This window comes from Actinomadura rubrobrunea NBRC 15275 (genome assembly GCF_001552235.1).
GTDB lineage: Bacteria > Actinomycetota > Actinomycetes > Streptosporangiales > Streptosporangiaceae > Spirillospora > Spirillospora viridilutea.
This window is the reverse complement of record NZ_BCQU01000020.1, coordinates 1-22060: the sequence shown is the minus strand read 5'-3', so window position 1 is coordinate 22060 and position 22060 is coordinate 1. Positions and strand designations below refer to the sequence as shown.

Annotated in this window: 21 protein-coding genes, 1 tRNA gene and 1 pseudogene; 13 read left to right on the top strand and 10 right to left on the bottom strand. The window is 71.7% G+C overall.

What is annotated here, in order from left to right:
- The first annotated feature begins 1424 nt into the window (after positions 1-1424).
- Positions 1425-1658 carry a hypothetical protein gene (locus tag AR3_RS08640; protein WP_067911213.1) on the top strand — a complete coding sequence of 78 codons (234 nt, stop codon included), beginning with the start codon at positions 1425-1427 and terminating at the stop codon, positions 1656-1658.
- 462 nt (positions 1659-2120) lie between these two features.
- Entirely contained in the window at positions 2121-3005 is an 885-nt protein-coding gene (locus AR3_RS08635; protein ID WP_067911211.1) for a DMT family transporter, read from the top strand.
- Here the strand turns inward: AR3_RS08635 and AR3_RS08630 are convergent.
- On the bottom strand, positions 2989-3858 hold the full coding sequence (locus AR3_RS08630; RefSeq protein ID WP_067911209.1) for an aldo/keto reductase: 870 nt from the start codon (positions 3856-3858) through the stop codon (positions 2989-2991). The genes AR3_RS08635 and AR3_RS08630 overlap by 17 nt on opposite strands.
- 80 nt (positions 3859-3938) lie before the next feature.
- On the bottom strand, positions 3939-4160 hold the full coding sequence (locus AR3_RS08625; protein ID WP_067911206.1) for a hypothetical protein: 222 nt from the start codon (positions 4158-4160) through the stop codon (positions 3939-3941).
- A 206-nt stretch (positions 4161-4366) separates the two neighbouring features.
- Between AR3_RS08625 and AR3_RS31670 the strand changes: the two genes are divergently transcribed.
- The 5 genes from AR3_RS31670 to AR3_RS08605 all read left to right on the top strand — a co-directional run bounded on the left by AR3_RS31670 (position 4367) and on the right by AR3_RS08605 (position 7951).
- Entirely contained in the window at positions 4367-4486 is a 120-nt protein-coding gene (locus AR3_RS31670; RefSeq protein ID WP_217998498.1) for a DLW-39 family protein, read from the top strand.
- Positions 4487-4542: 56 nt separating this feature from the next.
- Entirely contained in the window at positions 4543-5280 is a 738-nt protein-coding gene (locus AR3_RS08620; protein WP_067911203.1) for an HAD family hydrolase, read from the top strand.
- 37 nt (positions 5281-5317) lie between these two features.
- Positions 5318-5390, top strand: a tRNA-Ala gene (locus AR3_RS08615).
- Positions 5391-5731: 341 nt separating this feature from the next.
- A complete protein-coding gene (locus tag AR3_RS08610) occupies positions 5732-6394 on the top strand; it encodes a DUF1707 SHOCT-like domain-containing protein (protein WP_083951132.1) in 663 nt (220 codons plus the stop codon).
- A gap of 132 nt (positions 6395-6526) precedes the next feature.
- Positions 6527-7951 carry a DEAD/DEAH box helicase gene (locus AR3_RS08605; RefSeq protein WP_227023357.1) on the top strand — a complete coding sequence of 475 codons (1425 nt, stop codon included), beginning with the start codon at positions 6527-6529 and terminating at the stop codon, positions 7949-7951.
- A gap of 178 nt (positions 7952-8129) precedes the next feature.
- Here the strand turns inward: AR3_RS08605 and AR3_RS08600 are convergent, their stop codons facing one another.
- Positions 8130-8876 carry an acyltransferase gene (locus tag AR3_RS08600; RefSeq protein ID WP_067911197.1) on the bottom strand — a complete coding sequence of 249 codons (747 nt, stop codon included), beginning with the start codon at positions 8874-8876 and terminating at the stop codon, positions 8130-8132.
- Between the two features lie 272 nt (positions 8877-9148).
- Positions 9149-9625, bottom strand: a complete 477-nt coding sequence (locus tag AR3_RS08595) for a hypothetical protein (protein WP_067911194.1) — start codon at positions 9623-9625, stop codon at positions 9149-9151.
- Between the two features lie 185 nt (positions 9626-9810).
- Between AR3_RS08595 and AR3_RS08590 the strand changes: the two genes are divergently transcribed.
- Positions 9811-10344 carry a peptidylprolyl isomerase gene (locus AR3_RS08590; RefSeq protein WP_067911192.1) on the top strand — a complete coding sequence of 178 codons (534 nt, stop codon included), beginning with the start codon at positions 9811-9813 and terminating at the stop codon, positions 10342-10344.
- A gap of 76 nt (positions 10345-10420) precedes the next feature.
- Entirely contained in the window at positions 10421-11326 is a 906-nt protein-coding gene (locus AR3_RS08585; RefSeq protein ID WP_067911190.1) for a rhomboid family intramembrane serine protease, read from the top strand.
- Between the two features lie 155 nt (positions 11327-11481).
- On the opposite strand, the gene AR3_RS08580 is transcribed toward AR3_RS08585, so the two are convergent.
- Positions 11482-11739 (bottom strand): cell division protein CrgA, encoded by a 258-nt coding sequence (locus AR3_RS08580; protein ID WP_067911179.1) that lies wholly within the window; start codon positions 11737-11739, stop codon positions 11482-11484.
- Positions 11740-11867: 128 nt separating this feature from the next.
- Between AR3_RS08580 and AR3_RS08575 the strand changes: the two genes are divergently transcribed.
- From AR3_RS08575 to AR3_RS08560, 4 genes are read left to right on the top strand one after another with little or no spacing between them, the layout of a single operon-like run.
- Positions 11868-12569 (top strand): DUF881 domain-containing protein, encoded by a 702-nt coding sequence (locus AR3_RS08575; RefSeq protein WP_227023358.1) that lies wholly within the window; start codon positions 11868-11870, stop codon positions 12567-12569.
- 48 nt (positions 12570-12617) lie between these two features.
- The gene (locus AR3_RS08570; RefSeq protein WP_083951131.1) at positions 12618-13265 is read left to right on the top strand and encodes a class E sortase; all 648 of its coding nucleotides are present in this window, start codon (positions 12618-12620) and stop codon (positions 13263-13265) included.
- 17 nt (positions 13266-13282) lie between these two features.
- On the top strand, positions 13283-13477 hold the full coding sequence (locus AR3_RS08565; protein WP_067911173.1) for a hypothetical protein: 195 nt from the start codon (positions 13283-13285) through the stop codon (positions 13475-13477).
- A 20-nt stretch (positions 13478-13497) separates the two neighbouring features.
- Positions 13498-14070: an anthranilate synthase component II gene (locus AR3_RS08560; protein WP_083951129.1), complete on the top strand. Its 573-nt coding sequence runs from the start codon at positions 13498-13500 to the stop codon at positions 14068-14070.
- A 427-nt stretch (positions 14071-14497) separates the two neighbouring features.
- On the opposite strand, the gene pknB is transcribed toward AR3_RS08560, so the two are convergent.
- The 5 genes and pseudogenes from pknB to AR3_RS31025 all read right to left on the bottom strand — a co-directional run.
- Positions 14498-16294: a Stk1 family PASTA domain-containing Ser/Thr kinase gene (gene pknB / locus AR3_RS08555; RefSeq protein WP_067911170.1), complete on the bottom strand. Its 1797-nt coding sequence runs from the start codon at positions 16292-16294 to the stop codon at positions 14498-14500.
- Positions 16295-16316: 22 nt separating this feature from the next.
- Positions 16317-18053 (bottom strand): serine/threonine protein kinase, encoded by a 1737-nt coding sequence (locus AR3_RS30370; protein WP_067911167.1) that lies wholly within the window; start codon positions 18051-18053, stop codon positions 16317-16319.
- A complete protein-coding gene (locus AR3_RS08545) occupies positions 18050-19528 on the bottom strand; it encodes a peptidoglycan D,D-transpeptidase FtsI family protein (RefSeq protein ID WP_067911165.1) in 1479 nt (492 codons plus the stop codon). The genes AR3_RS30370 and AR3_RS08545 overlap by 4 nt, the downstream gene beginning before the upstream one ends.
- A gap of 60 nt (positions 19529-19588) precedes the next feature.
- On the bottom strand, positions 19589-21235 hold the full coding sequence (locus AR3_RS08540; protein WP_067911161.1) for an FtsW/RodA/SpoVE family cell cycle protein: 1647 nt from the start codon (positions 21233-21235) through the stop codon (positions 19589-19591).
- Positions 21236-22060, bottom strand: a pseudogene (locus AR3_RS31025) (serine/threonine-protein phosphatase); the annotation flags it as partial.

The window sequence follows — 22060 nt, the reverse complement described above, 5'->3', positions numbered from 1 at the left end:
CCGCGTCCGGCGGCGTGCGGCCTGCGAACCGGCGTCGTGCGGCGGCTGCGTGCCTTGCGGTCGGGACGTGCGCGGCGGGGGCGCGTGAGATCATGAGCCGCGTCCGCGGGTCTCGGGACGACGTCTTCCGCAGGGCACCCATTCGTTCGCGTCCTCGCTGATCGGACACCTTCCGTGCATTGTCCACAGTCTGTGGACGAGATATTCGCGCCGACATGGGGATCGGCGCGAGCGGTGCACCGGCTTCGTGCGCCGGAGTATGCCGCCATTGGTTTCGTCGCTGGGATGGCACCGTCAGGTTCGTCCTGCGTTCCACGAATACCACCGGGATTTGGAAACAGTTCGCCGGGCAGGGGAACGGGGCGCGTTCGCGGGCATGTCCGGCCCCGGCCACGGAGGCGGCTGCGCGGCGTGGGGCGGTCTGCCGCCTCAACGGCGCGGACGGTCGCGCGCGCCATCCCCGCCGGAGTCGGCCTTGACGGCTTGTAGATCTGTCCGCGTTTTCACGGTGTGTCGGGTGGATTCGGGAGGGGTGCTGCCGAGATCGTGGCGTCCACACCCACCTGAGCCTGGGGACCGGACTGGGGACAGGCGGTGTGTTGCGCCATCCACTCCTCACGCTGTGCTGTGGAGGGGATCCATCCACAGATTGTGCATGAGCGATTGCGCCGAGTGAACGGCGGCTCCATGTCTCCTGGTCACGGGGTTATCCACTGCGTGGATGAACGGGGTGCGGGCTGGGGGTAGAGGTGGGGAGGGAGCGTGGACGATCGCCTCCACGGTCGCCCCCAGGTTGTGCACCACAGTTATCCACAGGCTGTGGACGCCTGGGGATCGTCCACAGGTGATCATCTTCGTGGGACGGCTGTGCAAAACGCGGAGCGCCGACCGTGGAAAGCCCTGCGTTCTGGGGATCGGCGTGTGGAGGGGCGGTGGTCGGTCGCCCGTGCGGGCAGGTCGCGGCCTGTGCACGACGTTATCCACACCCTGTGAATATCCACAGGCTCGGAGGCGGATCACGAAGGAACGCGCCCGCGTCACCGTGTCGATGAGGCACGCTCCCCGCCCTTGTGCCCAAGGACGGCAGACCGTTCCCGTGTTCCGGCGCCCGAGACATGCACAGCCGCCCACACCCGCTGCCCCCACAGCGTCCGGCTGTTGGGCGCGGCGAGGCTGTTGAACGAAGGAGCGGCCCCGGCGTGAGCCGGCATCGAGCCGAAACCGTCCCGCCTGCGCGAGGAGACGAGAGGCGCGCGGAGGGGTGCGGGTGAGGGGTCCGGCCGGATCCGGACACGTAAAATCTCGGCGGTGCCGCGTCCGGCGTCCAAGCCCTGCGGGGCCGCGGATGCGAGCCTTCGAACCGCCCCGCGACAGCCCTCCAACCTGCGAACATATGTTCGAGAAGGTGCTAGGGTGGCGGAACCATGGGGCAGCTTCTCAACGAGCCGATCCGCACCGAGCACGACACCGCGGGACGGCTCACCGCGTACGAATGGCGGGGGGCGCGGTACGCCGTGGCCAAGGTGCTGAAGACCTACGCGGCGCCCCCGCATGGCACGGTCTACCGGGTGCGGGTCACCGGCGCCGACGGCGTGGCGGTCGTGGAGCTCGGCCGGGACGCCGACAACTGGCGGCTCCGGCACGTGTTCCCCGCCTGACGCCCGCAGCCGACCGCAGGCCCGTGACGGCGCCGTCCGGACGCGGTGCGTGAGACCCGCGCGGGCGAAGCCCGCAGGGCACCGCACGAGCACGATTGCGACACCGCCGCCGTCGCGAGTCCGCGGGCGTGGCGGAGGCGGCCGGGACATCGTCCACCAGCGACCGCCGAGGAACACGGCCTCCGCCGCTTCCAAGCACACGGACGCCTCCGCTCCGGATGCACCGGGGCGGAGGCGTTTCGTCATGTCATGACAGCGGCATCGTGCGCGTCATCGATACCGCGGTGGCGCACGGTGTGGAGGCGACAGGTGTGGCGGCTTGACATGACATTTCGTCGCGTACCGAAGGATTCCTGACGTATCACCGAAACGGCGTTCGCGACAGAATCGCCTGGGGCGTCCCAGGCTGAGCACCGCACGCGCCGGGCGGTGCGGTGCGCCGGGTACGGAGTGGAGGGGTCGGTGAGTCGCCGCGGTTGGGTGCTGTTCGCGCTGATGAGCGTTCTGTGGGGCGTCCCCTACCTGCTGATCAAGGTGGCGGTGGAGGACGTGTCGGTGCCGGTCGTGGTGTTCGCGCGCACCGCGCTCGGCGCCCTCGTCCTGCTGCCGGCGGCGATCAGGGTCGGCGGGTTCGACCAGGTGCGCCGCCACTGGCGGCCGCTGCTCGCGTTCGCCGCGGTGGAGATCATCGGGCCGTGGGCGCTGCTGTCGGACGCCGAACGCCGCCTGTCCAGCTCCATGACCGGCCTGCTGATCGCGGCCGTGCCGATCGTCAGCGCCGTCCTCGCCCGCGCCACCGGCGTCTCCGAGCGCCTCGGCCCGCTGCGCTGGTCGGGGCTGCTGCTGGGGCTCGCCGGCGTCGCCGTCCTCGCCGCTCCGCACGTGGGCGGCGCGGACGCCGCCCCGTGGCCGGTGGCCGAGGTGCTGCTGGTCGTCCTCGGCTACGCCACCGCCCCGATGATCATGGCGCGTCGGCTGCGGGACGTGCCGAGCCTGCCGCTGACCGCCTCCTGCCTCGCCCTCGCCGCGCTGATCTACGCGCCCCCGGCGATCGCGACCTGGCCCGCCGAGCCCCCCGCGGGCCGCGTCCTGGCGGCCCTCGGAGGGCTCGGCCTGGTGTGCACGGCCGCGGCCTTCCTCGTGTTCTTCGAACTCATCCGGGAGGTCGGCCCGGCCCGCGCCATGGTGTTCACCTACGTCAACCCGGCGGTGGCCGTCGCGGCGGGCGTGCTGGTCCTCGGGGAGCCGCTGTCGGTGACGATCGCGGCCGCGTTCGCGCTGATCCTCTGCGGCTCCGCCATGGCCACCGCCCGCCGCGGCTCACCGCGGCCTACGCCAGGGCGGTGAGTTCGGCGATCTCGTCCTCGCTCAGCGAGATCGTCGCGGCCGCCAGGTTGTCCTCCAGGTGGGCGACCTTGGACGTGCCCGGGATGGGCAGCATCACGGGAGAGCGGTGCAGCAGCCACGCCAGCGCGAGCTGCGCCGGGCTGGCGTCGTGCCGCGCCGCCGCGTCCGCCAGCACCCCGCCCGGCTTGGCGAGCTCGCCCGTCGCCAGCGGGAACCACGGGATGAACCCGATCTTCTCGCTCTCGCAGTACTCCAGGACGTCCTGGTGCTTGCGGTCGGCGAGGTTGTACAGGTTCTGGACCGACGCCACCTCGATGTGCTCGCGGGCGGCCCGGATCTCGTCCACCGACACCTCGGACAGCCCGATGTGGCGGATCTTGCCTTCGCTCTGCATCTCGCGCAGCACGCCCAGCTGCTCGTCCAACGGCACCTTGGCGTCGATGCGGTGCAACTGGTACAGGTCGATGCGCTCCAGCCGCAGCCGGCGCAGGCTCATCTCCACGCACTGCCGCAGGTACTCGGGACGCCCCACCGGCAGCCACTGCCCGGGCCCGGGACGGGTCAGACCGCCCTTCGTCGCGATCACCAAGCCCTCCGGGTACGGGTGCAGCGCCTCGGCGATCAGCTCCTCGCTGACGAACGGGCCGTAGGAGTCGGCCGTGTCGATGAAGTCGACGCCCAGCTCGACGGCGCGGCGCAACACCCGGATCGCCTCGTCGCGGTCGGCGGGCTCGCCCCAGATCCCCGGCCCGGTGAGCTGCATGGCGCCGTAGCCGAGCCGATGGACGGTCAAATCGCCGCCTATGGTGAACGTGCCGCTGGCGGCCACGGGACGTGCGGTCGGGTCGCTCATTCCATCCCCCAAATTCCTATCGGATTCCTTCTCTCATTGGATCATCCGAAAGGGGACATCTGTCCGACTTGACCCGACTTTCACCAACCGGTTCGCCACAGCAACATGATCAACCCGACCACCAGCAGGCCGGCCACGCCGAGCGGCGTCTGACCGATCAGGATCATGGCCGTGCAGCCCAGCGAGGTGAGGGCCGCCATGACGAACATGCCGCGCTGGTTCCCGCGGGTTTCCGCCGCGTCCGCTCCCTGGCCGCAGCGCAGCTCCTGCTCCCAAAGAGCGAAGTCGTCGTCAGCGCCCATGGGCTTCCCTTCACCCTTCTCCTCGTGGCCGCGCGATCCGGGCGGGACGGTCCGGACGCCCTTCCGATACCGGCCCTCCGATACCGGCGTTGGGGTGCGGACAGACCGGCATCGGTTGCTAGGCTGCGGAAGAGCCTGGGGGAGACTCTTTTTCGCTTCCTTCCTTCCCCGGGGCTGGCTTCATAGTCGAGGTAAGGGGTCCCACCGTGAAGAAGCTGCTTGTTCTCGCTGTCGTCGCTCTCGGTGGCTTCGTCGTCTGGCGCCGGCTGCAGCAGGACCGTGCCGAGCTGGACCTGTGGACCGAGGCGACGTCCTCTGACAACTGAGCATCCGACGCGGGTGACGCGGCGGACGGGAGACTGACTTCGAGGAGGGGCCCGGCGTGAGCGGAGCGGGTCGGATCACCGTCGCCTGCCTCGATCTCGCCGGGACCACGCTCGCCGACGGGGACGCCGTGGAGGCGGCCTTCGCCGAGGCGGTCGCCGCGCTCGGCGTCGCGCCCGGCACGGCGGCGCACGACCGCGCGATGGCGCGGGTGCGCGACGGGCGCGGACGCCCCAAGATCGACATCTTCCGGGAGCTGTTCCCCGGTGACGAGGCCCGCGCCCAGGCCGCGCACCTGGCGTTCGAGCGCGCCTACGACCTGATCGTCGACCGGCGGGGGCTGGTCCCCGTGCCCGGCGCCGAGACCGCCCTCGAGCGGCTGGCCGACGCGGGCGTCCACGTGTGCCTGATCACAGGTTTCGGCCGCCGCACCCTCGGCCGGGTGCTGGACGCGCTGGGCTGGTGGGACCGCGTCGAGCTGGCCCTGTGCCCGGAGGACGGCGTCGGCCGCGGCCGTCCCTGGCCCGACCTGATCCTGTCCGCCGCGCTGCGCCTGCGCGTCGACGACGTGCGGCACATCGCGGTCTGCGGCGACACCGAGAACGACATGCTGTCCGGCCGCCGCGCCGGCGCCTCCGTCGTCGCGGGCGTCCTCACCGGCGCCCACGACCGCGACCGCCTCCTGCGCGCCGGCGCCACCCACGTCCTGCCCAGCGTCGCCGACTTCCCCGACCTGCTCCTCGCATCCTCCGACGGCACGCCCGACGATGACACGTTGAGCGCCGTACACCGGTAAGCTGACGCCTGCCGGACAGGCAACGCGCCGACTTCCAGGGGCCATAGCTCAGTTGGCAGAGCACTGGCTTTGCAAGCCAGGTGTCCGGGGTTCGAATCCCCGTGGCTCCACCCACACCCGAAGGCCCAGGTAGAGGCTGACTGCTGCCTGGGCTTTTTCGTTCTTCAGGACGTCCGCCCGCGTCCGCCCAGCGCGCGGCGCCACCTGGCCCGCCCCTTGATTTCGTCGCGGTGCACGCCTAACGGCGTTGCGCTGTCAGCGCGCCACCTCGAACTACTGGCGTGCACCTGTCTGCGGGAGAGGCGGCACACCGACAGCCCAGGCGGCGGGCTGCGCCGCGCACGCCGACAGCGGCGTGCCGATCTGATGGGCGGGACGGCCGGAGGGCTGATCTGTTGTCGACCATGCCGGGCTTTGCACGATCTTGAAATGCGCGGGTAGGTCGTGCGGCATGGATGAACCAGGCCGGAGTTCGCGCCCGGAGGACGGCGATACGGGGCCGGACGCGGTGCGCGACGCCGTCGTGGCCCGGCTCAACCGGGCCTGCGGTCAAGGGCTGCTGAGCCTGCGCGAGTTCAGCGCGCGGGTGGAGGAGGCCCACTTCGCCCACACCCGGGACGCACTCGAACGGCTCGTCCGCGACCTGCCCGACGAGGACGCCCAGGCCGGGACCGCTACCGCCCCGGACGGCGCCGGCGAGGGGTCCGGCATCGCGTGGCACGTGACGCCGGTGGGCGGTCTGCGACGGCACGGCCGCTGGCACGTGGACCGGCACCTGGTGTCGCTCAGCGTCGTCGGCGGCGCCAGCCTCGACCTGCGCGACGCGCAGCTCACCGCGCCCGAGGTCACGCTGACCAAGGTCTCCCTGGTGGGCGGGGTGACGGTGTGCGTGCCGCGCGGCGTGCGCGTCGTCCTGGCGGGCGGCAGCCTGCTGTCGGGCGCGGGGCTGTTCGGCGGACGCGCCGACGACGCCTGCGAGCCGCTGCCGCCGGATGCCCCCACACTGCGGGTGCGCGCGTTCTCACTCGTCGGCGGTGTCACCGTCCAATCACCGCCTCCGCACGCCGTCCTGGAAACGGCTGCGGCCCGTGAGGCCCCAGAGGACCGGGCATAAACAGGTGTCGCCGCGCCGTTAGACTGATCAGACCATTTCTGCGACGCCCACGCGTCAGGCCCGTCTGCGCAGCCCACCTGTCCGAGATCGAGGTGGCCTCCCGGGACGTGCCCCCCTCTCGGAAGGTATTGCGTGACCCTACTGCCTGCTGACAATCGCACCGTCCTGCCCTCCTTCGCCGAGCTCGGGCTGCCCGAACCGCTCGTCGCGGCGCTGTCCCGGCGGGGCATCGACACCCCCTTCCCCATCCAGGCCGCCGCGATCCCCGATGTGCTGGCCGGACGGGACGTGCTCGGCCGCGGCAAGACCGGCTCCGGCAAGACGCTGGCGTTCGGCCTGCCGCTGCTGGCGCGTCTGGCCGGGCAGAAGGCCGGGCCGCGCCGCCCCCTCGCCCTGGTCCTGGTGCCCACCCGCGAACTCGCCCAGCAGGTCCAGGCCGACCTGGCGCCGCTCGGCCGGTCCGTCGGCCTGCGGCTCACGACCGTCATCGGGCAGACCTCGATGGCCCGGCAGATCGACGCGCTGCGCCGCGGCGTCGAGGTGCTCGTCGCCACCCCCGGGCGGCTCAAGGACCTCATGCGCCAAGGCGCCTGCGACCTCGGCGACGCGCGGATCGTCGTGCTGGACGAAGCCGACCACATGGCCGACATGGGCTTCCTGCCCGACGTCACCGACATCCTCGACCGGGTCCGGCCGGGCGGGCAGCGGCTGCTGTTCTCCGCCACCCTGGACGAGGACGTCGACGTGCTCGTCCAGCGCTACCTGGACGACCCGGTGACGCACGCCATCGGACCGGTCGACGAGCCCGTCCCCACCATGGACCACCACCTGCTGCTGGTGTCGCCCAAGGAGAAGGCCCTCATCACCGCCGAGATCGCCAACCGGGAGGGGCGGACGATCCTGTTCGCCCGCACCAAGCTCGGCGTGGACCGGCTGACCAAGCAGCTCACCGCCGTCGGGGTACGGGCCGCCGGGCTGCACGGCGGCAAGAGCCAGGGCCTGCGCACCCGCACCCTGGCCGGGTTCCGCGAAGGGGCGATCGACGTGCTGGTCGCCACCGACGTGGCCGCCCGCGGCATCCACGTCGACGACGTCAGCCTGGTCGTGCACGTCGACCCGCCCGCCGACCACAAGGACTACATGCACCGCGCGGGCCGAACGGCGCGCGCGGGTGAACACGGCACCGTCGTGACGCTGGTGCTGCCGCACCAGGTGCGCGCCACCGCCGCCATGACCCGCAGGGCGGGCATCGACGCCCGACGCGTCCGTGTGAGGTCCGGCGACGAAGAACTGGTCCGGCTGACGGGGGCGCGTCCGCCGTCCGGCATCCCGATCGAGGAGCCGCTGATCCCCGAACGCCCGGAGCGTCCCCGGGGGCGCCGCCCCGGCGGGCCTCGCGGCCGCGTCCGCCGCGGCGCAGCGGGTGACCGCGACCGCCGCGGCCCCCGCGCCCGGACGAACGGCGAGCACGGCGACCGCCGACACGGTGATCGGCGAGGTGCTCGCGGCCCCGCGGCTCACGCACACCATCGCGGCGGCAACCCCCGCCGCGCCTGAACCGAGCCGGCCGCTGCCGTGGCGGTCCTGCCCTGCGGCCTGGAGTTCACCGTGCCCAGGTGGTCGGCTCTGCCATGGCTCGTCGTTCCTGAGCCGCGATCGTCGAAAGCAGCAGCTGGGTGCCGCCTCGGCGGGTGCGGTGGTATGTCGGCGTGGCGTGTCGGTTGGGGCGGGGGTGTCAGCCGGCTTCTTCGCGGGCCTCTTCCAGGGGTTCGACCGAGGAGAGCGTGGCCAGCTCGTCCAGCGAGGCCAGGGAGCGCTTCCGAAGGGGCGGCTGCCAGCCTCGTTCCGCGTCGTAGCGGCGCAGCACCTTGGCGGGGACGCCGCCGATCACCGAGTGGTCGGGGAACTCGCCGCGCACCACCGCACCGCCCGCGACGGCGACGTTCCGGCCCAGGCGGGTGCCGGGGAGGATGATCGCTCCGGTGCCGATCCAGCAGCCGTCCCCGATCACGACCGGCTTGTTCTCCGGCCACTGCCGTCCGATCGGCGTGTCCAGGTCGCCGTAGCTGTGGTTCTGGTCGGTGATGTAGACGTTCGGCCCGGTGAACACGTCGTCGCCGATCTCGATGGACTGGTGGCCGACGATGTGCGTGCCGCGGCCCAGCGAGCAGCCCTTGCCGATCCGCACGATGATGTCCGGGCCGAGGTCCAGCCCGGGGACGAAGCCGGCCGAGATCGTGCAGTGCGTGCCGACGAGCGTGTGGTCCCCGATGGAGATCCACGGCTCGCCGTAGATGGCGCCGATCGGGAATCCGATGCAGACGCCCTCTCCGAGGTAGGCGAACCGGCGGCGTCCCGGGGTGTGCGGGGTGATCTCGCCATACCGCTGGATCAACTCCCAGCCGCGGTGCACGGCCGCGTGCGCGGCGCGGCGGGCCTGGAGGGCGATGAGCTGCCGGAGCGAACGGGCCTTCGGCGACATGGCGTTCACGGTACCGGTTGGTAGCAATCATCGGGACGGCGGCTGCCGAACACGGCGAAGGCCGAGCACAGCGGCACAAAGGGAGCAGGCGCGTCCGTCAGCGGATCGACGCCGAACGGGTACGTCCGGCTGCTGATCCACAGGGAGGACGCCACCGCCCCTGAGCGGAGTGATGACCGTCGTTGGCGGCGGGCGGGATTTGGGGAAGGCGAAAGCAGGGCCCGGCTGTCACGGCCGGGCCCTGGGCACGTGGTCTAGGGGCGTTCTCTGTGTCAGGACGAGCGCATCTGGCCGTCAGAGGGGGTCGGATGGTGCTCCGACTCGGACTCCCTCAACTCGTCCGTCATGGTCCGTGAAACGCTCCGCCGCGTCAGCAGCGCGCCCGCCACGCCGATCGCGGTGGCACCCGCCGTCATGATCAGGGCGGCGTTGCGGCCGCGCCGGTTGCGGGGGTGCGGCTCGAGCCGGTGCGCCATGTCGGTCAACAGCGAGCTCACGCGCGGCGCAAGATCCGACTCGACATATCCGGCGGCCCGTATCAGCCGGGGCGCGCTCCAACTCCGCGCGATCAGCAGGCGTTCGGCGGCGATGTCGCGGCCCTCCCGCGCCGCGGGGACGATACGCTCGGCGGCAATGGCGGCGCCCTGCCGGCACAGCGACGCGCCCTGCCGGCATGCGTCCTGCACACGCTCGAACCGCGAAACCGCCGCGTCCCGCGGCTTACGGCGGATGCTCTTCTTTAGGGACACGCTAACCTCCCTGTTTGCGAGGTCCTGTCGGCACCCTTCCCGTGAGACGGGGGGTAAACCCCTTTTGCGCGTCTGAACGGTCACGCAGGGTGAGCAGGTCGCGCGTGTGACACCGCACTCGGCGCGCGCCGACGCGCCGAACGCATCGAGAGAACATCCGACTCGACGACGAGGAGGCGCCGCTCGTGGCGGAGGAGATTTTCGCGACGCTGCAGACGTCGCTCGGCCCGATCGTGCTCCAGCTCTACCCCGACAAGGCGCCCAAGACCGTGGAGAACTTCGTCGGGCTGGCGGAGGGCACCAAGACGTGGCGGCACCCCGGGACGGGGCAGACCCAGACGAACACTCCGCTCTACAACGGCACGATCTTCCACCGGGTCATCGAGAACTTCATGATCCAGGGCGGTGACCCCATCGGCCGCGGCACCGGCGGGCCCGGCTACAGCTTCGAGGACGAGTTCCACCCGTCGCTGAAGTTCGACCGGCCGTACCTGCTGGCGATGGCCAACGCCGGACCGAACACCAACGGCTCGCAGTTCTTCATCACCACCAACGTCGCCAACACGCGGCACCTGACCGGCCGGCACACCATCTTCGGCAAGGTCATCCAGGGCACGGACGTGGTGGACCGCATCTCCAAGGTCCCGACCGGCCCGAACGACAAGCCGCTCCAGGACGTCGTGATCCAGTCGGTGACGATCGAGCGCCGCCAGTCGTAGTACAAGTGGGAAGCCACGCGCGCAGACCCGAGCAGTACCCGACCCGCCACCCGGCCCGATTCCCGGGAGCCGCCGAATGAGCACAGACCCCAACCCCGCGTCCGGGGCCGAGACGCCGGTGCCCGTCTGCTACCGGCACCCGGCCAGGGAGACGTATGTGCGGTGCACCCGGTGCGACAGGTACATCTGCCCCGAGTGCATGCGGGACGCGGCCGTGGGGCACCAGTGCGTGGACTGCGTGGCCCAGGGCAACCGGGGCGTCCGCCAGCCCCGCACCGTCCTGGGCGCGCGGACGCCGCGCACGGCCACGCCGGTGGTGACCTACACCCTCATCGGCGTCTGCGCGCTGGTTTATCTGGCCGAAGCCGCCACGACCAGGGTCGTGTGGGACTTCATGATGGTCGGCCAGAACATCGGACGCTCCGGCCAGTTGATCGGGGTGGCCGAGGGCGAGTGGTACCGCCTGGTCACCTCGATGTTCCTGCACCAGCGGCCGAACAGCCCGTGGGGCATCGGCCACATCCTGGTCAACATGTGGGCGCTGTGGGCGCTCGGTCCGGCGCTCGAGCAGCTGCTGGGCCGGTGGCGCTTCCTGGCGCTGTACCTGCTGTCCGGGCTGGGCGGCTCGGTGCTGCTCTACCTGAACGCCCCGGCCGACGGCGCGGTGGGCGCGTCCGGCGCCATCTTCGGGCTGTTCGGCGCGTACTTCGTGATCGGACGGCGGCTCGGCGGCCAGGTCGGGCCCATCGTGGTCCTGCTGGTGATCAATCTGGTGATCACGTTCACGGTGCCCGGGATCTCCTGGCAGGGCCACGTCGGCGGACTGGTCACCGGCGCGGCGCTGGCGGCGGCGTACGCCTACGCGCCCGCGCGCGCCCGGCAGGCGGTGCACATCCTGGCGCCGGTGGCGGTGCTGGCCGTGCTCGTCCTGCTGGTGGCCGTGAAGACCGCGGAGCTGACGTCCGCCGGCACGCCGCTGTGACGCGGCGACCAGAAGAGGAACAACCCGCGAAATGGCCGCATCCGGCCACGACGCATCGCGCCGCGGTTGTGGAAAACCTGGGGACAACTCCGTGCCGCACGCCCTGCGGCTGTGGACAACGCGGCCGGACGCGGCCGGACGTCACCCGTGGGCGGTCAGCGCCACCGCGTGGACAGGATCACGCCCAGGATGATCGAGGCGAAGCCGATGCCCAGGTTCCAGTTCCCCAGGTCGGTCATCACCGGCACGTCGGTGCCCGTGCTCGCCGTGACGTAGAACGTCGCGATCCAGGCCAGCCCCAGCAACCACAAAGTGATCATCGTGGGGGCCAGCCAACGCGGGCTGACCTCGGGGGCCTTGGACTTCTGCGGCGGCGTGTAGACGGCCTTCTTGCGGACTTTGGACTTGGCCACGGTCGGATCGATCTCCTCGGGCGGTCGGCGGCCGGAGCGCCGGTCCGCACATGGGTCTTTGTGGGTTAGCGTAGTCGCTGGTGAGCAGCGTACGGCGTAGAGCGTGGCGAAGCATCCTCCCACTCCTGATGCTCGCGGCGGGAACCCTGTTCGCGGCCGGCGCGAGCACGGCCCGCGGCACCGACCTGCGGGACACCGGCCGCACCCGGCTGACCGAGCTGATCGTCGCCGAGCAGCGCCGCAGCGCCCGGCACCGCGCCGAGTACCGGCGGCTGCGCCGCGAGGTCGACCGGGCGTCCCGCCTGGCCGGACGGCGCGACGCGCGCGTCAAGCAGGCCCAGGCCCGCGCCGACCGGCTGGCCGCCGCGTCCGGCTTCGCCCCGCTGCGCGGCCGCGGCGTGCGGGTCGTCCTGGACGACGCGCCGCAGCCCGAGTCCGGCGAGCTGCCGCGCGGAGTGGCCCCCGACGACCTCGTCGTCCACCAGGCCGACGTGCAGGCCGTGGTGAACGCGCTGTGGGCGGGCGGCGCCGCCGGAATGCAGATCATGGACCAGCGGGTCATCTCCACCAGCGCCGTGCGCTGCGTGGGCAATACTTTGATCCTCCAGGGCGTCGTGTACTCGCCGCCGTTCCGCATCACCGCGGTCGGCGATCCGGAGCGGCTGCGGGCCGCGCTGGACGCCTCGCCCGAGATCGCCGTCTACCGCCGGTACGTGCGCGAGTACGGGCTCGGGTACACGGTGCGGACGCTGGACCGGGTCGAGCTGCCCGCGTTCACCGGCAACGTGACCATGAAGTACGCCACGGTGCCGCGGGACGCCGACACCTGACCTCGGCCGTCCACCGGCGGCGATCGCGGACGAAAGGGGACGCGCGCGGTGCGGACGCTGATCCGTGGCCTCGGCGAGCTGTGCATCACCGCGGGTCTGGTTCTGCTGCTGTTCGTCGCCTACGAGCTGTGGGGGACCGGCCGCTACACCCGCGAGCAGCAGGACCGGCTCGGCAAGGAGCTGACGAAGGCGTGGCAGGCGCCGGCGGTCACCACCGAGAAGGTGAAGCTCGGCCGCGGTCTGGCGTTGATCCGCATCCCCAAGCTGGGCCGCGACTACCGGTACGTCATCGTCGAAGGCGTGACCCGCGCCGACCTGCGCAAGGGGCCCGGCCACTACCCCGGCACGGCCATGCCCGGCGAGGTCGGCAACTTCGTCGTCTCCGGGCACCGCACCACCTACTCGGCCCCGTTCAACCGCATCGGCGAGCTGCGGCGCGGCGACCGCATCCTCATCGACACCCGGCGCCGCCAGTTCGTCTACCAGGTCACCGGACGGCGGATCGTCGAACCGGACGACGTGGAGGTCATCGCGCCCGTGCCGAACCATCCGCGCCGCCGCCCCACCGAACGGCTCATCACGTTGACGACCTGCCATCCCAAGTACTCCGCCGCCGAACGGCTGATCGTCCACGGGCGGCTGGTGGAGACCCGGGAGCGGGTCGCCGCCCCCACCAGCCCGCAGGCCGCCGACTGACCCTGGAGGATTCCGCGATGTACGCCTGGATCTGGCGGCACCTGCCCGGCGAGCGGCTGCGGACCAAGGCGCTCGCCGCCCTCGCGCTCGCGGCCGTGGTCGTCGCGCTGCTGTGGTACGTGGTGTTCCCCTGGCTGGAACCCAAGGTGCAGTTCGACCACGGCGTCGTCGACGGCCCCACCCCCTCCGCGTCCGCGTCACCGCACCGCTGACCTGCGGCGACAATAGGGGTGTGCGTGTACTCGTCGTGGACAATCACGACAGCTTCGTCTTCAACATCGTCCAGTACCTGCTGCAGCTGGGCGCCGACTGCGTCGTCAAGGACCGCGCGGACGTGCGCCCCGGCGACGCCCGCGGCGTCGGCGGCATCCTGATCAGCCCCGGCCCGGGGCACCCCGCCGACACCGGCGTCTGCCTCGACCTCGTCCGCGACGCCGACGTGCCGCTGCTCGGCGTCTGCCTCGGCCACCAGGTGATCGCCCACGTCCACGGGGCGGCGGTGACGCGGGCGCCCGAGATCGTCCACGGCCGCACCAGCCCCGTCCACCACGACGGACGCGGCGTGCTGGCCGGCCTGCCGAACCCGTTCGACGCCACCCGCTACCACTCGCTGGCCGTCGACCCGGCCACCGTGCCCGGCGACGTCCTGGAGATCACCGCCCGCACCCCCGACGGGGTGGTGATGGGGCTGCGGCACCGCCGCCGTCCGCTGGAGGGCGTGCAGTTCCATCCCGAGTCGGTGCTGTCCGAATCCGGCCATGCGCTGCTCCGGAACTGGCTCGCCACCTGCGCTTCTACCGTGTGAGGGGGGTGGCGGCGAGCCCATCGCCGGTTCCGGGGGAAAAATTCCGCTGAAATCCGTAACACGCTCTGGTGCGCGTCCGAAGACCATCACGAGAGGGCTTCCGCCATTGCCCCCGAGTGGCGGAAGCCCTCTCTTGTATGTCCGGCGGACTCCCCAAACTTTCTCACTTAATGAAACTGTCGTGTTGCGCTCCGTGATGTCGAGACGTCATCCTTGAGGCGTGGTCATCGGGGGCGTCCACGACCACAGATTCCTCCGCACGAGCAAGGGCCCCGGATCCCTGGACAGGCATCCGGGGCCCCGCCAGAGCCGGCCCCTCCGCCGACCCCTCGCTCTCCCGCACCGCTCGGCCCCGGCAGAAGCCCGCCCCGCCGTCCAGCGAAGAGCCCCGGCTTCGGGGGAAGCCGGGGCTCTTGTGTCCGGTCGCTCAGCCCGAGTTCGGGCGGCCGCCGGGGAAGTTGGGGCCTTCGGTGCCGGGGGTCGGGCTGGTCGGCTGAGGCTCGTTCACCACCACGGTCACGGTGTCGCCCGGCGCGACCGTCGCCCCGGGCTCGGGGCTCTGGGCGAACACCTGGCCCGGCGCGACCGGCTTGTCCGGCGGCGCGGGCTGCTTCTGCACCTCGCACTTGAGGCCCAGGCCCTTCAACCGGTTGCAGGCGGCCCGCTGGCTCTGGTTGTACAGGTCGGGCAGCTTGATCTGGCTCGGGCCGGTCGAGACCACGATCACCACGCGGGACTTCACCTCGGCCCGGGTGCCGCCCGGCGGGTTCGTCCGGATCACCATGCCGCGCGGCACCTCCGAGGACGACTCGAAGTCGCGGCCGACGCGGAAACCGCGATCCGACAGCAACTGCGCCGCCTCGTCGTACGGGCGGCCCGTGACGTCCGGAACCTCGACCTGCTCGGGCGGCTTCTTGCCGCGCGACACCACCAGGTTGACGGCCGACCCCGCCTGGACCTGCACGCCGGGACGCGGGTCGGAGCTGATGACGTAGCCGCGGCGGACGGTCTCGCTGTACTCCTCGGTGGTCTGGCCGACCTTCAACCCGACCTGGATGAGGGCGGCCACCGCCTCGTCCCGGGACTGGTTGAGGATGCTGCTCGGCACCGCCACCTTCTTGACCTCGTCGCCGCCGCGGCCCGACAACGCCCAGCCGAACAGCGCCGCGCCGCCGATGAACACCGCCGCCAGCGCCAGCCACAGCGCGACCTTCTTCCCGTTGCCGCCGCCCGACTGCGGCTCGTCGTACTGCACCGGCGGCAGGTCGTAGCCGTTGCCGACCGGCCGCTGCACCTGGGTGCGCGGCGGCACGCCGCCCATCACCTGGGTGGCCTGCGGCTGCGCGCCCATCAGCATGGTGGACGCCGCGGTGGAGGCGACCGGCTGCCCGTGCAGCGCCCGGTGGATCTCCTGGCGGAACTCCTGGGCCGTCTGGTAGCGGTGGTCGGGGTTCTTGGCCATCGCCTTCAGCACGATGGCGTCCGCCCACTGCGGGATGTCGGCGTCCACCTGCGACGGCGGGACGGGCTCCTCCCGGACGTGCTGGTAGGCGATGGCCACCGGGGAGTCCCCGGTGAACGGCGGCCGGCCGGTCAGCAGCTCGTACAGGACGCAGCCGGTGGAGTAGATGTCGCTGCGCGCGTCCACGCGCTCGCCCCGGGCCTGCTCGGGCGACAGGTACTGCGCCGTCCCGATCACCTGCGCCGTCTGCGTCATCGTGGCGGCCGAGTCGGCCATGGCCCGGGCGATGCCGAAGTCCATGACCTTGACCTCGTGGTTGCGGGTCAGCATCACGTTGGCCGGCTTGATGTCGCGGTGCACGATGCCGCCGCGATGGCTGTAGTCCAGCGCCCGCAGAATCCCGTCGGTGACCTCCAGCGCCTTCTCCGGCAGCAGCGCGCGGTTCTCCCGGAGCAGGTCGCGCAGCGTGCTGCCGTCCACGTACTCCATGACGATGTACGGGATGGAGGTGTCGCCGACGGAGTCCTCGCCCGTGTCGTAGACGGCAATGATCGACGGGTGGTTCAGGGACGCGGCCGACTGAGCCTCACGCCGGAAGCGGGCCTGGAACGTGGGGTCGCGGGCCAGGTCAGAGCGCAGCGTCTTGACCGCCACGACGCGGTCGAGACGCAGGTCTCTGGCACGGTAGACCTCGGCCATGCCGCCGCGCCCGATGACGCTTTCGAGCTGGTAGCGGCCGCCGAGCAGCCGAGGTTGACTCATATGTGCACTTTCCCTCGTACGTCTACACCTTGTCCTCAGAACCTAGCCCCCCGCGAAGGGCCTGCGAGGGATCCGGGCTCGGAGTTGACGGAGTCGTGGTCCTCCCCGTCGGTACGGGTGCTGGGTTCGGGGGGCCCGGGGCCGCCCCGGTCGGATCGGTGGTCGGCTTCTGTGAAGGGGACGCGCTGCGATACGGGGTCGTTGACCCGGCTCTCAGGCGTGGATGCGGCTCACGATCGTCCCGAATCGGGCGCACCGAGACAAGACCCTCGGGCCGCGCGCCGTGGGATCCCGACCCCGCCGCAACGGATCCCTCCGGAACCGGCCCGCCGGGCCCGCTCGGCCCGCGGATCGGTGCGCCTGCCCGGGTGCGGTGCGCCGGTGCGGTGCGTCCCTGCCCTGTCCTGTTCCCGAGGCGCAGGGTACCGGGAGTCATGCTGTGGTCAAATTCCGGCGATCCGCTCGGTGCGCCGGACGCCCGCCGCGGCTCGCCAGGGCTTCCCGATGATCCGCGGAGAGACTGCGGTGAGCCCCGGACCGCCTTCGGAGAGCCGCGCGGAAGGCGCGGCATGTCACCGCGTGAGATCTGCGCACTCTGAGGGCGAACCCACGCGCCGCCGGCGCGCGATCCGCCCAGGGCGTCCCCCGAGATCCGCGTACTGCGGGAAGTGCTCCGCGATCCGCCCGATGCGCTTCGCGCGGCCTCGGCGGCGCCTGGTGCGCCGGTCGACGGCCGGCCGCGCACGGCGTCGCGCGAACCGTTGTCGAAAGCTTGCGGGCCCGCCGCGCCGTCCCGCGCGCTCCGCGAGGCGCCCGAGCGGCCTTCCGAGGGACGGGGCGACGCGGCCGAGTCGTGCCGAAGCGCCGAGGTTTCGCGTGAAACACCCGTCGGGACGCCCGAGGCGTCCGACGTCGCGGAACCGCTCGGGGCGTCCGGCGACGGCGAGGTGTCGCGGAGGGCCGCGGCGCGTTCGGCGGCCCGGTCGGCGTCGCCGCCGAACCGCTCCGCCGGGTTCTTGGACAGCAGCGCCGCCACCAGCGCCCGGACGTCGGCCGGGACGTCGTCCGGCAGCGGCGGCGGCACCTCCCGGACGTGCTTGAGCGCGATGTCGACCGTGGTGTCCCCGTCGAACGGCACCCGGCCCGCCAGGCACTGGTACGCCACCACGCCCAGCGCGTACAGGTCGACCGCCGGCGTGAGCTCCTGCCCGGTGGCCTGCTCGGGCGACAGGTAGTGGGCCGAGCCCATGACCCGGCCGGCCGCCGTCAGGCAGGCCGGCTGGGGACCGCGCGCGATGCCGAAGTCGGTGATCTTGACGGTGCCGTCCGCGGTCACCAGCAGGTTGCCCGGCTTGACGTCGCGGTGCACGATGCCCGCCCGGTGCGCCGCGGCCAGCGCCCGCGCGGCCTGCGCCACCAGGTCGAGGGTGCGCCAGGCGGTGAGCCTGCCCACCCGGGCCAGCACCGCCGCCAGCGGTTCGCCCCGCACCAGCTCCATCACCAGGTACGTCCGGCCGCGGTGGGTGCCGTGGTCGTACACCCGCGCGATGCCCTCGTGCCGCAGCCGCGACGCGTACTCGGCCTCGGCCGCCATCCGTTCCCGGGCGGCGACGTCCTCCGGCAGGTCGTCGCGCAGCAGCTTGACCGCGACCGGGCGGCCCGCCACCTCGTCGCGGGCGGCCCAGACCTCGCCCATCCCCCCGGTGGCCACCGGCTCCACGAGCCGGTACCGGTCGTTCAGGACGAGAGCGGAGTTCACTTCTTCAACACCTGGGCCATGATCGCGCCCGCCACCGGACCGGCGTTGGTGGCGCCGTCACCGGGGCCCTCGGTGATGACGGCGAAGGCGTACCGAGGCTTGTTCACCGGGGCGAACCCGACGAACCACCGGGCATTGGGGTTGCCGTCCCCCTGCTCGGCGGTGCCGGTCTTCCCGGCGATGTTCATACCCTGCAGGTTCCGCGCCGTGCCCTCGCGGACCACCGCGCGCATCATGTCGGCGAGCTGCTCGGCCGTCTCCGGCTTGATGGCCTGCGAGAACTCCTTCGGCTCGGCGCTGTAGAGCTCGCTTTGGTCCTTGGCCCGCACCGTCTGCACCAGGTACGGCTTCATGATCTTGCCCTCGTTGGCGACCGCGGCGGCGACCATGGCCATCTGCAGCGGGGTGGCGCGCACGTTCTCCTGCCCGATGCCCGAGCGGGCGGTGCCGTCCTTGCCGGTCGGGGTCATCTGGCCCGTCTCCAGGTTGCGCACCGCCACCGGGACGTCGCTCTCGGCGGGCCGCACGTCCGGCTCGATCTCGAACCGGCGGTTGAAGCCGAACTTGGTGGCGCCCGCGTTCAGCTGCTTGATGCCCATCTGCAGCGCCAGCTCGCCGAACGTGGTGTTGCAGGACTCGGCGTACGCGCCGCGCAGCGTGGCGCGCCCGGCGCAGTTGCCGGTGTCGTGCGAGTTCGGCAGCGGCTTGCCCGACTCCGGCAGGATCAGCTGGCCGGTGTTGACGATCGAGCTGCTGGTCAGGCCCAGCTGCTCCATGGCGATCGCCGCCGTCACCGTCTTGAACGACGAGCCGGGCGGGAACGTCTGGCTCATCGCGTTGTCGATCAGCGGCTTGATGACGCCCTTGGCCTGGTCCAGCTCCACCAGCCGCTGGCTGCCCTTGGTGCCCCGCTGCGGCGCCACCTCGTTCGGGTCGAAGGACGGGTAGGACGCCAGCACCTGCACCGCACCGGTCTTGATGTCGATCACCGCGGCGCCGGCGCGGCGGGTGGTGCTGTTGCGCAGCCGCTGGTAGGCGACCTGCTGGGCGTCGGTGTTCAGCGTCAGCTCGACGTTGGCGCCCTCGGCCTTCTTGCCGATGAACGCGTCGAACCAGCGCTGGTGGGTGATCCGCTTGTCGGTGCCGCCCAGCAGCGAGTTGTAGGCGAGCTCCACCTTGGACGCGCCGCCGTTGAAGTAGCCGGTGACCGGCGCGTACACCGGGCCGTTCTTGTAGGTGCGGCCGTACTTGGGGTTGTCCTTGCCGGTCGGCTCGGACTGCACGATCACCTGGCCGCCGGCGATGATGTCGCCGCGGGGCGCGTTGAACACCTCGGCGAACTTGCGGGTGTTCTTGTCGTCGTTGCGCAGGCTCTCGGCCTGGCTGCCCTGCACGTAGTTGACCTGCGCCATCAGGGCGAAGAACAGCAGCAGCCCGAAGATCGCGACCCGGCGCAGCGGCTTGTCCATGTTCATGCTGCAGCGCTCCGCTCGGCGTCGGTGTCGGGCGCGACTTCGCTGGTCATGGCTGCGGGATCACCTCGTGCTCACGATCTGGGTCATGCCCTCGTCCTGGATCGACTGCGGCGCCGGCTTGCGCGCGTCGTGGCTCATCCGCACCAGGATGGCGATGAGGATCCAGTTGGCCATCAGGGACGAACCGCCCTGCGACAGGAACGGCGTGGTGAGGCCGGTCAGCGGGATCAGCCGGGTGACGCCGCCGACGATCACGAACACCTGCAGCGCCAGCACGAAGGACACGCCGCCCGCGAACAGCTTCAGGAACGGGTCGCGCGCGGCGACGGCCGTCTTCATGCCGCGCTGCACGATCAGCGCGTAGATCAGCAGCAGCGCCATCAGCCCGGTCAGCCCGAGCTCCTCGCCCAGCGAGTCGAAGATGAAGTCGCTGAACGACAGGGGGGTGCGCCACGGTTCGCCCTGGCCGAGGCCGGTGCCGAGCACCCCGCCCTCGCCGAGCGCGAACAGCCCCTTCATCAGCTGGGCGCTGTCGGCGTACGAGCCGCCGAGCTTGCTGCAGGCGTAGTAGCCCGGGCCGATGAGGCGGGTCTGCTCGGCCTTGTCGGTCTGCCCGGCCCGCTCGTACTCGTCGGCCTTGCGCTCCAGCTCCGCGTCGTACTGCTTGTAGATCTCGGTGTCGGGGTTGACCGGCTCGACCTTGCCGTCCTCCAGCAGGCAGCCGCCGTCGAAGTACGGCTTGGGGTTCTGCCAGATGTCGATGCGCTGGTTGACGTGGCCCATGAACGGCAGCAGCGTGGCGATGAACACGCCCACCGCCAGCAGCCCGACGCCGATCAGCACCCACGAGACCCGCTGCGTGGCGATGTAGAGCATCGACACGAACAGGCCGAAGTACAGCAGCGCGGTGCCCAGGTCCTTCTGCATGAACAGCACGCCCAGGCAGAAGACCCAGATCACCAGGATCGGGCCCAGGTCGCGGGCCCGGGGCAGGCTGAGCGGCCCGATCTTCTTGCCGATCAGCGACATCGCCTGCCGCTTGTTCACCAGGTACCCGGCGAAGAAGACCACCAGCATCAGCTTGGCGAACTCGCCCGGCTGCACCGAGAACCCGGCGACGTTGATCCACACCCGGGCGCCGTTGATCTCCGCGCCGATGCCCGGGACGATCGGCAGGAGCAGCAGCAGGATCGCGCCCAGCCCGATGATGTACGTGTAGCGCTGTGCGGTCTTGGGGGTGAACGACAGCGGCGCGTCGGTGCGGTTGACATCCCGCATGATCAGCACCGCGGCCACGAACAGCGCGATGCCGACGAAGGTCCACATCAACTGGGACGAGGCGTCGGCGGCGTCTTTGAGGATCTGCTTGCCCGCGGCGGCCGCGGCCTTGCGGTCGGCGCTGGTGTCCAGGTCCAGCCGGTAGATCATCGCCAGGCCGAGGCCGTTCAGCGCCACCGCCAGCGGCAGCAGCAGCGGGTCGGCGTACGGCGCGAACCTGGCCTGGACGAAGTAGGCGGCCAGCGCCAGCACCACCAGCCCGCCGCCGTAGCCGAACAGCCCGGCGGGGATCTGACCGTCACGGGCCAGGCCCACCTCCGCGAACGCCGACAGCGTCAGCACCATCGCGAAGATCAGCAGCGCCAGCGACGCCGCGTTGCGCCGCTGGTACGGCAGCTGGCGGCGGATCTGCTCCCCGAGCTGGCTCATCTACGACCGACCCCCGTTGCCCCCGTTGCTCTCGTCGGCCGGGCAGTCCGGGACCGTGGGGGTGGCGGAACGGCAGGCGGCCTTGCGCCCCTCCAGTTCGCTGAGCTTCTTTTCGGCCTGGGCCTGGCCGACGAACGAGAACGCCCCTCGGCGGACGCCGTCGGCGTCGCTCTTCGGCAGCTCGCCGAGCTCGATGGCGCTGCTGGTGATCGTCTGCTCGCGGCAGTTCTTCTGCCCCGCGCCCTTGACGATGGCGACCTTGCCGTCCTGGTCGCGCAGCGAGTACCGGCACACCGCGTTCTGCAGGTCCCGCACGGCCTTGGGGCCGCTGACGGTGTAGGTCTCCTTGACCGCCCGCTGCTTGTCCTCCGGCAGGTCGGCGACCAGGATCGGCGGGTTGGGCTGGTCCTTGGCGGCGGCCTTGCGGGACAGGCTCAGGCCCGGCACCTCCTGGTTGGTGCCGCGGAACAGCACGACCCGCCCGTTCTCCTCGCCGATGTAGTAGCCGTTGCGCACCGACTGCAGTCCCACGAACCCGACGGCGCCCAGCCCCACGACGACCACGCCGACCGACACGATCAGCCACGTCCAGCGGCGCGGACCGCGGCGCCGCACCCGGCCGGCCGCCTCGGGCGGGGCCATCACGTCCGGCGGCGCGCCCGGACCGGCCGGCATCGGCTGCCCCATCGGCATCGGCGCCGCGGGCGGAGGCGGCGGCCGCTCGTCCACCGCCACGGGCGGCTGCGGCCGCGTGTCGCGCAGCTGCGCGGCCCGGCTCGCCGGCGTGTCGGCGCCGCCCTCGGGGCCCGCCCCGCCGGCCGGGGG

Bases quoted from the DNA above. Each gene is read 5' to 3' on its own strand.
- AR3_RS08640 (WP_067911213.1), top strand. From the start codon at position 1,425: ATGGGGCAGCTTCTCAACGAGCCGATCCGCACCGAGCACGACACCGCG.
- AR3_RS08630 (WP_067911209.1), bottom strand. From the start codon at position 3,858: ATGAGCGACCCGACCGCACGTCCCGTGGCCGCCAGCGGCACGTTCACC.
- AR3_RS08625 (WP_067911206.1), bottom strand. From the start codon at position 4,160: ATGGGCGCTGACGACGACTTCGCTCTTTGGGAGCAGGAGCTGCGCTGC.
- AR3_RS08610 (WP_083951132.1), top strand. From the start codon at position 5,732: ATGGATGAACCAGGCCGGAGTTCGCGCCCGGAGGACGGCGATACGGGG.
- AR3_RS08600 (WP_067911197.1), bottom strand. From the start codon at position 8,876: ATGTCGCCGAAGGCCCGTTCGCTCCGGCAGCTCATCGCCCTCCAGGCC.
- AR3_RS08585 (WP_067911190.1), top strand. From the start codon at position 10,421: ATGAGCACAGACCCCAACCCCGCGTCCGGGGCCGAGACGCCGGTGCCC.
- AR3_RS08575 (WP_227023358.1), top strand. From the start codon at position 11,868: ATGCTCGCGGCGGGAACCCTGTTCGCGGCCGGCGCGAGCACGGCCCGC.
- AR3_RS08565 (WP_067911173.1), top strand. From the start codon at position 13,283: ATGTACGCCTGGATCTGGCGGCACCTGCCCGGCGAGCGGCTGCGGACC.
- pknB (WP_067911170.1), bottom strand. From the start codon at position 16,294: ATGAGTCAACCTCGGCTGCTCGGCGGCCGCTACCAGCTCGAAAGCGTC.
- AR3_RS08545 (WP_067911165.1), bottom strand. From the start codon at position 19,528: ATGAACATGGACAAGCCGCTGCGCCGGGTCGCGATCTTCGGGCTGCTG.
- AR3_RS08540 (WP_067911161.1), bottom strand. From the start codon at position 21,235: ATGAGCCAGCTCGGGGAGCAGATCCGCCGCCAGCTGCCGTACCAGCGG.